Genomic DNA, 12,251 nt, shown 5'->3' on the forward strand with positions numbered 1-12,251 from the left:
CACGGCGCGGGGGGCATCGGCCGGCGCGCTTCGGCGGTCGGGCGACCGGCTCGGTCTCGGCGCTTCCGTCCAGGCCGGCCGCGAGACGGCCTGGCGTGCGGGCGCGAAAGGCGAGGTCGCAGCAGTCGCGCAGGCTTCGGACGCGCCCACAGCCCCGGTTCCCGCCTGGGCCAACGATCTCAGGGCTTCGCAGCGCCGGCGAGCGGCCGGCCAGGCCGCGCTCCAGGCGCTCGGCGAGGGAAGCCGCGGCGGGAGCGGCGCCAATCCCGACATTGCCGAGAAGGAGGACTGATCGATGCGCTTTCGCCGCGCCGTGCAACGTTATGGGCGCACGCCCCAACCCGTCACGCCCTATCAGCGGGCCGGCCAGCTGTGGGACGAGCGGATCGGGTCTGCCCGTGTCCAGGCGCGCAACTGGCGGCTCATGGCGCTCGGCGGCCTCGCCCTCTCGGCGGGCCTTGCAGGCGGCCTGCTGTGGCAGTCCATGCAGAGCCGCATCGTCCCCTACGTGGTCGCGGTCGACGAGCATGGCGAGCCGCGCGGCGTGGCGCCGGCCACGGCCGACTATCAGCCGACCGATCCGCAGATCGCATGGATGCTCGGGCGCTTCATCACCTGGATCCGCGGCGTCTCGCTGGATCCGGTGCTCATGCGCGAGCGCTGGCTTTCGGCCTACGATTTCGTGACCGACCGCGGCGCCCTGGCGCTGAACGCCCATGCCCGCGCCAGCGCGCCCTTCGCCGCGGTCGGCGAGCGGACGGTCTCGGTCACCATCAACAGCATCGTGCGCGCCTCGGACCGCTCGTTCCAGGTCGAATGGACCGAGCGCCGCTTCGAACGCGGCGAACCGGCCGGGAGCGAGCGCTGGACGGCCATCCTGACCGTCGTCGTCAAGCCGCCGGCCTCGCGCGAGACGCTGCGCAAGAATCCCCTCGGGCTCTACGTCGACGCGATCGACTGGAGCCCGCAGTTCGAGACACCTGCCGCGCCAGCCCAAGCGCCATCCGCGGCTGCCTTCTCGCCCCTTTCTCTCCAGCAGCCTTCGCAAAGGACCGAGCCATGACTGTCATTCGACCCCTGACCCTCCTGCTCGCGCCGCTGGTGGGTGTGGGCCTGCCGGGCGCGCCGGTCGGAGCGACCGCAGCGGCAACACCGCCGGCGGCGAAGGAAAGCGGACGCGCAGCCGCGCGCGAACCCGAACTGGGCGCCTATCTCGGCGCGATCCAGGTCTATCCCTTCGAGGAAGGCGCGCTCTACCGGCTCGTCACTGCCCCGGGACGGGTCAGCGCCATTGCCCTCGAACCGGGAGAGACGCTAATCGCGGTCGCGGCCGGAGATACGGCGCGCTGGAACGTCGGCGACACGACCAGCGGCGCGGGCGAGACGCAGCGGACCCACGTCATGATCAAGCCGCAGGCCGCGGGGCTGCGGACAAATCTGGTCATCACAACCGACCGGCGCGTCTACCATCTGGCGCTCGAGAGCCGGGAAGCGGCCGCAATGGTCGCCATCCGCTGGCGCTACCCGAACGCCAGTCCGCTCGTCCTCCGACGGGCGGCGGAGCGCACCGAGGCTGCAGCCGCATCGTTCGATCCCGCCGCGCTCGATTTCGCCTACGTGATCGAAGGCGACGACCCGCCCTGGCGCCCGCTGCGCGCATTCGACGACGGCCGCCAGGTCTACATCGAGTTTCCGGCAGACCTGGGGAAGGCGACGGCGCCGCCGCTGTTCGTCGTCGGGCCGGAGGGCAAGCCGCGGCTCGTCAACTATCGGGTCCGAGGACAACACTACGTCGTCGATCGCCTCTTCGCCGTCGCCGAGCTGCGCCACGGCGAAGACGCGCAGACGGTCGTGCGCATCTGCCGCAGCAGCGTTCCGGATGAAACCTGCCGGGAGCGCGAGCGGTGAGCGCGAACCGATCCGACGACGGCGAGGCAGCTCGGGCGGAGCCCGATGAGGCGGCGGCCGAGAGCACGGGCGAGGAATCACCGGACGCCCAATCCCGGCGAGAGGCGGACGCCGATCCCGAAGCGTTCGCGTTGCGCGGCCGGCCGGTGCGCGCCATCCGCTTCCGGCGCGAAATCGTTATCGGGGCAGCGGTCGCCGCGCTGCTCGCGGTGATCGGGACCACTTGGTTTGCCCTGCGGTCATCTGGCCTGCCAGCGCCGAGCGAACGGGTTCCGGACTTGCCAACCCTGCCGCGTCCGCCCGAAATAGTGGCGCAGGCGCCGGCCAGTTACGACACCGTTCCGGAGCTCGGTCCGCCGCTGCCTGGCGACCTGGGGCGTCCGATCCTCAAGCGGCAGCGAGGTGTCGCGGCCGGGCAGGAGGACGATGCGACCGGGGCGGCCGCTGCCCAAGCGGAGCGGGCGCGTGCGGCGGCAGCCGCGCTGGAAGCCCGGGAATCTGACGTGTTCCTGCCGCTCGGGCGCCGCGGGGAGGGCAGGACGCCCACGCGGCTGGGGGGCGATCCGGAACCGATCACGGGCCCGGGCGGCACCGTGGATGCTGCAGTGCCGATCGCCGCGGCGCATTCGCCCGCGGCCAGTTCGCACCGCATCGTCCCCGCACCGTCGCCGTGGGTGATCAGCGGCGGCAGCGTCCTGGCGGCGAGCCTCGTGACGGCGATCGACAGCGATTCCCCCGGCCTTGTGGTGGCGCAGCTCACCGAGCACGCCTACGACAGTGTGACCGGGCGCACGCTGCTCCTGCCCCAGGGAAGCCGGATTATCGGCCGCTACGAAAGCGACATCGGATTCGGGGGGCGAAAGGTGCAGGTCGTCTGGCAGCGGATCGTGCTGCCGGACGGCGCCTCGCTCCTCCTCGACGACTTGCCTGCGAGCGATGCGCAGGGCCATGCGGGTCTTTCTGACCGCGTCGATACCCGCCCGGGACAGCTTGCGCGGGGCGTTGTCCTTTCGACGCTCCTGGGAGCGGGCACCGAGCTGACCTTGGGCGAAGACGAAAGCGAGCTGGTGCGCGCCTTGCGAGAAGGGGCGCAGCAGAGCGGCGCACGGGCCGGCGAACAGCTGGTCGGTCGCGCGCTCGACATTGCCCCGACGATACGCGTCCGACCCGGGTGGCCGCTCAGCGTCATTGTTCACCGCGATCTCGTCCTGCAGCCATGGAGACCATGACATGCCCGATCTCAAATTGTCGCGCTTGCCCGACCGCAAACCGGTGAAGCTCACGATCCATATTCTGCCCGACCTCCAGGCGGCGCTGGGCGACTATGCCGCGGCCTACGAACAGGCCTACGGCACGCGCGAAAGCGTTGCCGATCTCGTTCCCTACATGCTCCAAAGCTTTCTCGACAGCGACCGAGGCTTCACGCGCGCGCGCCGTAAGTAGCGGGGGCCCGCGTGACGATGCGACCGGAAACGAAGACCGAGACGCGGTGCCAAGATGGCGCGTGCGTTCCTCTTGAAGTCGGCGACCGGCAATTGATTACGGTCGAGGATTTTGCCCGGATCGCGCGCCTGTCGCGCCGGACGATCGATCGCTATCGCCGGGCTCGGCCCCCCGGGTTCCCGCTAGAGTACGACCTCGGGCGCGGCACCGTACCGTGTCCGCGCTTCAAACTCGGCGACGTACTGCGATGGATCGACTCCAGAGCGCTATGGTAGCCGAGACCTGTTAGCGCGGGATCGTGAGCTGGCCGGCCATTGCGCCGGCAGTCACGATTTTTGTTCTCCCGTGGCGTTTGAGCGCCAGCAGATCATCCTTGTCTCCCGTGACGAGCCAACCGGCGGCGCAGGCTTCGCATAGGCCGAGAAGAAAGTCGTCGCGCGGATCGGACGAGCGCTCGACCTGGGGGAGGGCAGCCGGCATGTCGGCGATCGCAGCAATCTGGTTGACGAGCCGTCCCGCCTCGGACGGTCGGATGAGCTGCCGGATCTTGTCACGCCGGCTTACCTCGCGAAGTTCGTCCAGCTGCAGAGAATGGCTGACGAGGGTGAAGCGGCGGTCGAGCCATGCTTCGATGAGGCTTGCCGGAGTGCCGTGAGGCGAGATGAGACCGCTCAGCAGGATGTTCGTGTCGAGGATTACCCGCACCTAATTCGCGCGCCTCTCCGACCAGAATGAAGGGCCTGTCGCGGCAAGCTCGGCCTCGATCAGCTTGGTGACTTCGGCGGGGTCAAGATCGGCATTGCGGGCCTGGATATCGCGGACGGTCTCCCGCAGGACTTCGCGATTGACGGCTTCCTCGACGAACCGCGACAGGTCTCCCTTCTTTCCGCCGCGGGCGGCAAGCAGCGTCCGGAGAGCCACGTCGGTCTCGCGGGAAACTTTTAAATTCCAGCGGGCGAGATCACCCATAGCGCCACCTGTGCGTTTATGCGTCTAAGCGTCCATATAGCTATCTGGACCGAGACTACAATGAGTGCTGCCGCGGTTCTGGCGCCAGCTCCCGAATGGCGCTGGGTCCGAAGTTCGCCTGTTCAACAGGCGCCGCTTCGAAGCCGCCAGTTGATGGTGTGCCCCGCAACCAGCAGCAGGCTGCCTGCAATCGTCAGGAGTGTTTCGAGGTTCTGGGTCGGCGCGTGCAGTAACGCGCCAACGAGGCAAGTCACGCCAGCAGCGCCGAGTGCAGCAGGGGCGACCGCCCGGTGACGCCGGTATCCGAGCCAGAACGCCGCAAGCGCCGCAGGCACCACCAGTGCCATAGCCGCATAGTGAAAAGCTTCCGATTGCACGAAGAGGCCTAGCGCTCCTGGAAGGAGCAGGAGAAGGACCGGCAGAGCCAAGCAGTGTACAAGGCAAAGGAGCGACGCAGACATCGCCGTGCTCTCGACGATGTTCGCCCGCCTTTCGGCGATCCCTCGGCTCCCATTTTTCTCCATACCCACAAACATATCCTTAAATGAGATAAGATAACATCTCCTACGCCAAGGTGCGGGCTAGTTCAACCGTCATTTCCCTTTGGGCTGCCGGGTTAGCGTCGTGCGAGGCCGCGGCTCGCCAGCACGACGCCGACTGCCGTCAGGAGCATGCCCAGTATGGCAGTCAGGCTTAGAATTTCGCCGAAGAGGGGCCACGCGATCAGTGCGGTGCATGGGGGGACGAGGAAGAACAGGCTCGCCACCTGCGCCGCGGCACCCCGTCGGATCAGCAGATAGAGCAACGAAATCGCACCGATCGAAAGCACGACCACGAGCCAGAACAGCGCGAAGACGAACTCGCCGCTCCAATCCACGTGCCCGTCTTCGAACCAAAGTGCGAGCGGCGCCGTGACCATGCCGGCGGCGACGAACTGGATGACGCTGCCGGTGCGAAGGTCCATCGTCGCACAGTAGCGCTTCTGGTAGAGCGTGCCGGCGGTGATGCCGAGCAACGCTGCCACGCAGGCGAGGCTGCCCAACACATCGCCGGGACCCTGTCCGAGCTTGCGAGCCAGGATGAGCGCGACCCCGACCAATCCGAGGGCGAGGCCTGCCCATTGCCGCCCCGCCACTCGCTCGCCGAGCAACAGGCCCGCGAGCGCCGCGGTCAGCAGCGGCTGTAGCCCGACGATGAGCGCCGATACTCCGGCCTCGACTCCCAGCGAGATGCCTATGAAGACACCGCCGAGATAGACGCCGTGCACCAGCAGCCCGGCGACCGCATAATGTCCGATGTCGGCGACGCGGCGGGACCACGGAGCCCGCATGGCCAGCGCAACCAGTACGAGCAGCGCCGCCGCGAAGCCGTAACGCAGCGCGAGGAACGTCAGCGGGCCGGCATGGGGAAGGCCGAGCCTGGCGCCGATAAATCCGGTGCTCCAGAGCACCACGAACAGCGCCGGGATTCCTACGTCGCGGAGCGGCACCAAAGCCGGCGGTGTTGCCGCTTCGGGCTCGATCTTGTCGGTCATGTCCGCTCCCCTGTCGGGTCCAGACTGCGGCGTCCAGAGCATCTTCCTCAAGAAGTCTATAGGGAGCATTGGCCGGCGGTGCGTCGCCGCTGCCAACCCGGGTCAACCTCCCGGAGCGACGGGTGGCAGGCGGCGCCGGACGATGCCCATCATGCGTGGAGCAGTCGACCGGCCGACCATCTGCTACCAGGCTTGGCACATCGTCGGCTCACGATCCGAAAACAGACGGGAACTTCCTCTCCCAACTCAGTGCTCCGGTCGGTGATGGCTCAGATTGCCAACGATCCGAGGCCATACAGCTGCGGGCGCGTCTGACTGAAAGGAGACAGACGCTTGGATCCGCGGGATCTGATTAGCCGGAACGCACAGATCCTCTGCAACACCCGCGCGCCTCGCGATCGCGATTACTTCTCGTTCCCACGTCAGGAACCAGGCCCGCTTCTCCTCTTCCAGCTCGTACTGGTCGTAGGTACGCTCCATCCCCTTCTTGACGTGGTTGAGCATCGCTTCCGCAGTCTCATAGTCGACCTTGAGTCGCTTGGTATTGGAGCGCGCGGTGCGCCGAAAATCGTGCGGTGTGAATCGCTCGATGGGACGGCCGGCAAGCTTTGCCATTCTCGCTCGCACGCGGTCGCGCGCCTTGTACCACACCGAGTTGTTCCGCGGCCCATTGCCTTTCGGTCCCGGGAAAACCCACTCGTCATTGCTCCGCATCAGTGACTGTCCCCAAGGCCCCAAGGCAATGGCATGTGCGACCGAGTTCTTCGCGCGCGAGCTGGGGATGGTCCACACTCCGTCATCGATCTCCGAGCTCCTCGCCCTGACCACTTCCGAAATCCGCGCAGCGGTTAAGAGCCAGAGCAGCATGCCGCGTTGAACCCAGCGCGGCTCACAGACGAGAGCCTTAAGGAACCACTCCAACTCGAGGAGGCTCAGCTTGCGTGTCCTCCCGGTTTCCGGAAACTTGAGATCTCCAAGTCGCCGCGAGGGATCGCTTTCCAGCCCGACTTCGAGGCCGCGCAATGACGCGGCCCAGCCGAAGAACACCTTGAGCTCGGCTGCGAGCCGATTAGCCCGTACCTTCGCGGTTTTTCCCTTGGCTTCGACCAGTTTGATCAGGTCAGTTTCGGTAACCTCGTAGATGCTGCGCGACGCGAGCTTGGGAGCAATATCGCGCTCATAGATTTCGAGCTTGTCAGAAATCGTGCGCGGCTTGTTCGGCCGCTTGGCACGGGAGGACCGGCCCTCCCGCACCGCAACCATATAAAGCTTGTGCGCGCGAGCGACGGTCATCTCCGCGCGCGCCTTTGCCTCCCGCACGGCCTCGCGAGGGTCGATCCCGGCTTCAGCGGCCTCATTCAGTCCGCGGGCCCATTGACGCGCATCAGCAATTGATTGCCCCGGAAACACTCCGCCGAACATCGTTGCTACGATCTTCGTGCCGGCTACCTGCCGGCGATATCGCCACCGCTTCTTGCCGCTGCCGAGCACCTCGATGGCGAGGCCAGGCGATAAAAGATCGGACAGCGATCCTTTCTTCAGAGCGTCGATGCACGCGGGCGTAAGCGCAATTTTCCTTGCCATTTAACCGACTCCGGTCGGCTCCCGGCGCAGATAAAATCATGGCAGAAATCCTGACAGAATAGCCGTCAATCCCAGTCTAGCTGGGTCTAGCTCTGTCGATCTCGTTAGTCGCTGGATTTTGCCATAAGGCACTGCAAAGGAACCGAATCTTGAGGACTCGGTTGGCTGGGGCGGCAGGATTCGAACCTGCGAATGCCGGTACCAAAAACCGGTGCCTTACCACTTGGCGACGCCCCAGCAGCGCGGGCCCCTATAGCGGTTTGATCCGCCAGGGGAAGGGGGCGATCAGAGCTTCTTGCCCTCGAAATCCGCAGCCGAATGCCGTTCGCGCAGTTGCTCGTCGTCCTCGCCCCAGGTCTTGTTGACGATGCGGCCGCGGCGGACCGCCGGGCGCTCGGCGATTTGGCGGACCCAGCGCTCGACATGCTCGTATTCGTGGATCGAGAGGAACTGGCGCGCTTCGCCGTAGATGCCGCCGAGGACGAAGGGGGAGAACCAGGGCCAGGTTGCGATGTCGGCGATGGTGTAGTCCTTCCCGCCCAGATATTCGCTCTGTGCCAGGCGCTGGTTGGCGACGTCGAACAGCCGCTTGGTTTCCATTGCATAGCGGTTAATCGGGTATTCGTACTTCTCGGGCGCATAGGCGTAGAAGTGGCCGAAGCCGCCGCCGATGAACGGGGCGCCGCCGACCTGCCAAAAGAGCCAGCTCAGCACTTCGGCACGGGTGCGGTCGGTGGGCAGGAGAGCGCCGAACTTCTCCGCCAGGTGCATCAGGATGGCGCCGCTTTCGAACACCCGCACGGGCTCCGGCCCGCTGCGGTCGAGCAGGGCGGGGATCTTGCTGTTCGGGTTCACGCCGACGAAGCCGCTGGTGAACTGGTCGCCTTCCGAAATCTGGATCGTCCAGGCGTCGTATTCAGCGTCATGTCCGGCCTCGAGCAGTTCCTCCAGCATCACGCCGGCCTTCACCCCGTTGGGCGTGGCGAGCGAGTAGAGCTGGAACGGATGCTCGCCGACCGGCAGATCGCGCTCCTCGCGCGCACCAGCGGTCGGGCGGTTGATGCCGGCGAACTTCCCGCCGTTCTCGCTATAGGTCCAGACTTCGGGCGGGGTGTAGGTCGGATCGGCCATCGGGGGCTCCCTGTTTGTGCGTCGAACGCACGAAATGGGTCGGCACACGCGGAACCGCAAGCGGGAAGCGCGGTTGCATTCCGCATGGCCACCCGCGCGCCCAAGCTCATCTATGTCGACGACGAGCTGCCGGGCATCACGCGTAAGCGGGCGGGGAAGGGCTGGGCCTACTACGACGTACATGGCGGGCTGATCCGCGACCCAGCGGAGCGCAAGCGCCTGAACGCGATCGCCCTGCCGCCGGCCTATGCCGACGCGTGGTTCTGCCCCGCGCCGAACGGACACATCCTGGCCACGGGCATCGATGCCAAGGGACGCAAGCAGTATCGCTATCACCCGGATTTCCGCGCCGCGCGCGAGGGGGAGAAGTTCGACGGCTGCCTCGTCTTCGGCAATCTCCTGCCGCTGGTCCGCAAGCGCGTGGAGGAGGACCTCTCCGGCCGCAGGCTCACCCGCGAGCGCGCGATCGCGAGCGTTGTACGCCTGCTCGACCTCGGCGCGATGCGGATCGGGAACGAGGGGTACGCCAAGGCGAACCGAAGCTACGGCGCAACCACGCTGCGCCAACGTCATGCCGAAGTGACCGGGCGTACGCTGCGGCTGCGCTACAAGGGCAAGTCGGGCAAGCTGCGCGAGGTCTCGCTGACCGATGGGGCGCTCGCCCGGGTGGTGCGCATGATGCAGGACCTGCCCGGGCAGCACGTGTTCCAGTACACCGACGATGAGGGCGAACTGCACGCGGTTGGCTCGCACGATGTGAACCAATACTTGTGCGAGACCATGGGCGAGCATTTCACTGCCAAGAACTTCCGCACCTGGCACGCGAGCGTGCTGGGCTTCCAGATGTTGGCTGAGGCGAAAGAGCGGCTGCCGCTCAAGGCCATGCTCGACATCGTCGCCGAGCATCTCGGCAATACGCCTGCGGTGACCCGCAAGAGCTATGTCCACCCCGCCGTGATCGGTCTGGTCGAGCGGCAGGAGGAGTGGCGCGTCAGCCTGCAACTGCCGCGTGCGACCCAGTGGCTAACCCGTGAGGAACGCGGGCTGATCGAATTGCTCGAGCAGGCGCCCGGCGCCGAGGAGTTGCTTGCCGCGTGACCAAGACCGAAACCCTCGACCCGATCCTGCCCGAAGACCTGTCACGAAAGGCTTGCGACGTGCTCGAGCGTGCGGCCGAGCGCGAGATCCCGCTGATCACCGCCGAAAGCTGCACCGGCGGGCTGCTCGCGGCGCTGCTGACCGACGTTCCCGGTTGCAGTCACATCTTCGAGCGCGGCTTCGTCGTCTATTCCGACGACGCCAAGTGCGATCTGCTGATGGTCGATCGCGACGAGCTGGAGCGGTGCGGGGCGGTGAGCCGCGAGATCGCGATCGCCATGGTGAAGGGCGCTCTCGAGCGCTCGCGCAAGGGCATCGGCGTGGCGATCACCGGCTTCGCGGGGCCGGGCGACGACGACGACGAGGAAGGCCTCGTCCACTTCGCCTGCGGCGCTCACAAGGGCGAGATCGCGCACCGCGAGGAGCACTTCGGCGCGATCGGCCGCGATGGCGTGCGCATCGCCGCGCTTGCAGTCGCGCTGGACATGGTGGACAACGCGCTCCGCGCATGACCGACCGTAACGATCACCCGTTCTTCGACCGCCGCACCCACGGGTTCGTGCGCGTCGCCACCGCCACGCCCCGCACGCGGACCGCCGATGTCGCGGCCAACGTCGCGGGCATCCTGGACGAGTTGCGCAAGGCGCACGAGCGGCAGGCGGACGTGGTGCTCTTTCCCGAGCTCTCGCTGTCCAGCTACGCGATTGACGATCTGCACATGCAGTCGGCACTGCTCGACGCGGTCGAGCGGGGCGTGCGCGAGATCGTGGCGGCGAGCGCCGAGCTCTCCCCCGTGGCGGTAGTCGGCGCGCCGCTGCGCCGGAACGGCCGCATCTACAACTGCGGGCTCGCGATTGCAGGCGGACGGCTACTCGGCGCCGTGCCCAAGAGCTTTCTGCCGAACTACCGCGAGTATTACGAGAAGCGCTGGTTCGCGCACGGCCGGGGCTGCATCGGGCTGGAGATCACGGTTGGCGGTGAGGCCGCGCCGTTCGGCACCGACCTGCTTTTCGAAGCGGAGAACCTGCCCGGCTTCTGCTTCGGCATGGAAATCTGCGAGGATTTCTGGGCGCCCGATCCGCCCTCGACCCGCGCGGCGCTTGCCGGGGCGACGATCGTTCTGAACCTCTCCGCATCGAACATCACCATTGGCAAGTCCGACGAGCGGCACATGTTGTGCCGCTCGCAATCCAGCCGGGCGGTCTGCGCCTATGCTTATTCGGCGAGCGGGCACGGTGAGAGCACGACCGATCTCGCCTGGGACGGGCAGGGCATGATCTACGAGCTCGGTGACCTCCTGGTCGAGAGCGCGCGGTTCGACCTCGAGCCTGAGCTGTGCGCCGTCGACGTGGACACACGCCGCATCCTCAATGACCGGATGCGCATGCAGACCTTCAACGACGGCGCCGAGGCGGCGGGGCGGCCCGAGGACCTCTACCGCCGCATCCGCTTCGAACATGCTGCCGCGCCGGGCGACAGCGGCCTGATCCGCCCGATCCGGCGCTTTCCCTTCGTCCCCAACCGGCCGCACAAGCTCGACGAGGATTGTTACGAGGCGTTCAACATCCAGGTCGACGCGCTCATGCGCCGTTTCCAGGCGACGAACGGGCAGCACATGGTGCTCGGCGTATCGGGCGGGCTCGACAGCACACACGCGCTGCTCGTCGCCGCCAAGGTCTGCGATCGGCTAAGTCTGCCGCGCACGACGATCCGCGGTTACACGATGCCCGGCTTCGGCACTTCGGAAGGCACGAAATCGAACGCATGGAAATTGATGAAGGCGATGGGCATCGCGGCGGAGGAGATCGACATCCGCCCCGCCGCGCAGCGCATGCTGGAGGACATCGGCCATCCCTTCGGGAAGGGCGAGCCGGTCTACGACACGACGTTCGAGAACGTACAGGCGGGCCTGCGCACCGATTACCTCTTCCGACTCGCCGGGCAGCACTCGGGCTTCGTCCTCGGGACCGGGGATCTATCGGAACTCGCGCTCGGCTGGTGCACCTACGGCGTGGGCGACCAGATGAGCCACTACGCCGTGAACGCCGGCGTACCCAAGACGCTGATCCAGTACCTAATCCGCTGGACCACGCGCACCGACCAGTTCGATCCGGAAACCGACGCGGTGCTCGAGGCGATTCTCGCGACCGAGATCAGTCCGGAGCTGGTGCCCGCTGGCGAGGATGGCCAGATCCAGTCCACGCAGAGCATCATCGGCCCCTACGAGCTCAACGACTTCTTCCTCCACCACACGATTCGCTGGGGCCACGCGCCGGGCCACATCGCCTTCCTCGCGTGGCACGCATGGAAGGACGCGCGCAGCGGCCTCTGGCCCGCCGAATTCCCGGAAGCGGCGAAGAACGAATACGACCTCGCGGAAATCGCGAAGTGGCTCGAGAACTTCCTCAAGCGCTTCTTCGCCTTCAGCCAGTTCAAGCGCAGCGCGCTGCCCAATGGCCCGAAGGTGAGCGCCGGCGGCGCACTGAGCCCCCGCGGCGACTGGCGCGCACCGAGCGATGCGGTGGCCGACGTGTGGCTGGAAGACCTGCGCCGCGCGCTACCGCCGTTGTGAGGGGCACGGTGC

At 66.8% G+C, this 12,251-nt stretch carries 13 protein-coding genes, 1 tRNA gene and 1 pseudogene; 8 read left to right on the forward strand and 7 right to left on the reverse strand.

Annotated elements, in window-relative coordinates; genetic code table 11:
* From AC3A5N_RS15055 to AC3A5N_RS15075, 5 genes and pseudogenes are all read left to right on the forward strand, one after another.
* Window positions 1–292 (forward strand): annotated as a pseudogene (locus tag AC3A5N_RS15055) (P-type conjugative transfer protein TrbL); the annotation flags it as partial.
* 3 nt (window positions 293–295) lie between these two features.
* A complete protein-coding gene (gene trbF / locus AC3A5N_RS15060) occupies window positions 296–1,063 on the forward strand; it encodes a conjugal transfer protein TrbF (protein ID WP_487738144.1) in 768 nt (255 codons plus the stop codon).
* Window positions 1,060–1,908 carry a P-type conjugative transfer protein TrbG gene (trbG, locus tag AC3A5N_RS15065; protein WP_487738145.1) on the forward strand — a complete coding sequence of 283 codons (849 nt, stop codon included), beginning with the start codon at window positions 1,060–1,062 and terminating at the stop codon, window positions 1,906–1,908. The genes trbF and trbG overlap by 4 nt, the downstream gene beginning before the upstream one ends.
* The gene (locus AC3A5N_RS15070; protein ID WP_487738146.1) at window positions 1,905–3,137 is read left to right on the forward strand and encodes a TraB/TrbI/VirB10 family type IV secretion system protein; all 1,233 of its coding nucleotides are present in this window, start codon (window positions 1,905–1,907) and stop codon (window positions 3,135–3,137) included. Before trbG ends, AC3A5N_RS15070 begins: the two co-directional genes overlap by 4 nt.
* Before the next feature lies 1 nt (window position 3,138).
* Complete coding sequence (locus AC3A5N_RS15075; protein WP_487738147.1) at window positions 3,139–3,351, forward strand: DUF2274 domain-containing protein; 213 nt, start codon at window positions 3,139–3,141, stop codon at window positions 3,349–3,351.
* 285 nt (window positions 3,352–3,636) lie between these two features.
* On the opposite strand, the gene AC3A5N_RS15080 is transcribed toward AC3A5N_RS15075, so the two are convergent.
* The 7 genes from AC3A5N_RS15080 to yghU form a co-directional block, all read right to left on the reverse strand.
* The gene (locus AC3A5N_RS15080; protein ID WP_487738148.1) at window positions 3,637–4,056 is read right to left on the reverse strand and encodes a putative toxin-antitoxin system toxin component, PIN family; all 420 of its coding nucleotides are present in this window, start codon (window positions 4,054–4,056) and stop codon (window positions 3,637–3,639) included.
* Window positions 4,057–4,320 (reverse strand): ribbon-helix-helix domain-containing protein, encoded by a 264-nt coding sequence (locus AC3A5N_RS15085; RefSeq protein ID WP_487738149.1) that lies wholly within the window; start codon window positions 4,318–4,320, stop codon window positions 4,057–4,059. It abuts the gene before it with no gap.
* A 122-nt stretch (window positions 4,321–4,442) separates the two neighbouring features.
* Entirely contained in the window at window positions 4,443–4,856 is a 414-nt protein-coding gene (locus tag AC3A5N_RS15090) for a MerC domain-containing protein (protein WP_487738150.1), read from the reverse strand.
* A gap of 80 nt (window positions 4,857–4,936) precedes the next feature.
* Window positions 4,937–5,854: a DMT family transporter gene (locus AC3A5N_RS15095; RefSeq protein ID WP_487738151.1), complete on the reverse strand. Its 918-nt coding sequence runs from the start codon at window positions 5,852–5,854 to the stop codon at window positions 4,937–4,939.
* Window positions 5,855–6,100: 246 nt separating this feature from the next.
* Window positions 6,101–7,438 carry a tyrosine-type recombinase/integrase gene (locus AC3A5N_RS15100; RefSeq protein WP_487738152.1) on the reverse strand — a complete coding sequence of 446 codons (1,338 nt, stop codon included), beginning with the start codon at window positions 7,436–7,438 and terminating at the stop codon, window positions 6,101–6,103.
* Between the two features lie 162 nt (window positions 7,439–7,600).
* Window positions 7,601–7,675 (reverse strand) — tRNA-Gln (locus AC3A5N_RS15105).
* Window positions 7,676–7,723: 48 nt separating this feature from the next.
* Entirely contained in the window at window positions 7,724–8,569 is an 846-nt protein-coding gene (yghU, locus tag AC3A5N_RS15110) for a glutathione-dependent disulfide-bond oxidoreductase (protein WP_487738153.1), read from the reverse strand.
* An 84-nt stretch (window positions 8,570–8,653) separates the two neighbouring features.
* Here yghU and AC3A5N_RS15115 point away from each other — a divergent pair, with 84 nt between their 5' ends.
* Genes AC3A5N_RS15115 through AC3A5N_RS15125 form a run of 3 tightly spaced genes read left to right on the forward strand, consistent with a single transcriptional unit; the run spans window position 8,654 to window position 12,239 of the window.
* A complete protein-coding gene (locus AC3A5N_RS15115) occupies window positions 8,654–9,667 on the forward strand; it encodes a DNA topoisomerase IB (RefSeq protein WP_487738154.1) in 1,014 nt (337 codons plus the stop codon).
* Window positions 9,664–10,179: a CinA family protein gene (locus AC3A5N_RS15120; RefSeq protein ID WP_487738155.1), complete on the forward strand. Its 516-nt coding sequence runs from the start codon at window positions 9,664–9,666 to the stop codon at window positions 10,177–10,179. Before AC3A5N_RS15115 ends, AC3A5N_RS15120 begins: the two co-directional genes overlap by 4 nt.
* On the forward strand, window positions 10,176–12,239 hold the full coding sequence (locus AC3A5N_RS15125) for an NAD(+) synthase (RefSeq protein WP_487738156.1): 2,064 nt from the start codon (window positions 10,176–10,178) through the stop codon (window positions 12,237–12,239). Before AC3A5N_RS15120 ends, AC3A5N_RS15125 begins: the two co-directional genes overlap by 4 nt.
* Window positions 12,240–12,251 lie beyond the last annotated feature (12 nt).

The sequence above is a fragment of the Pelagerythrobacter sp. Soil_C_18 genome, from assembly GCF_057657235.1.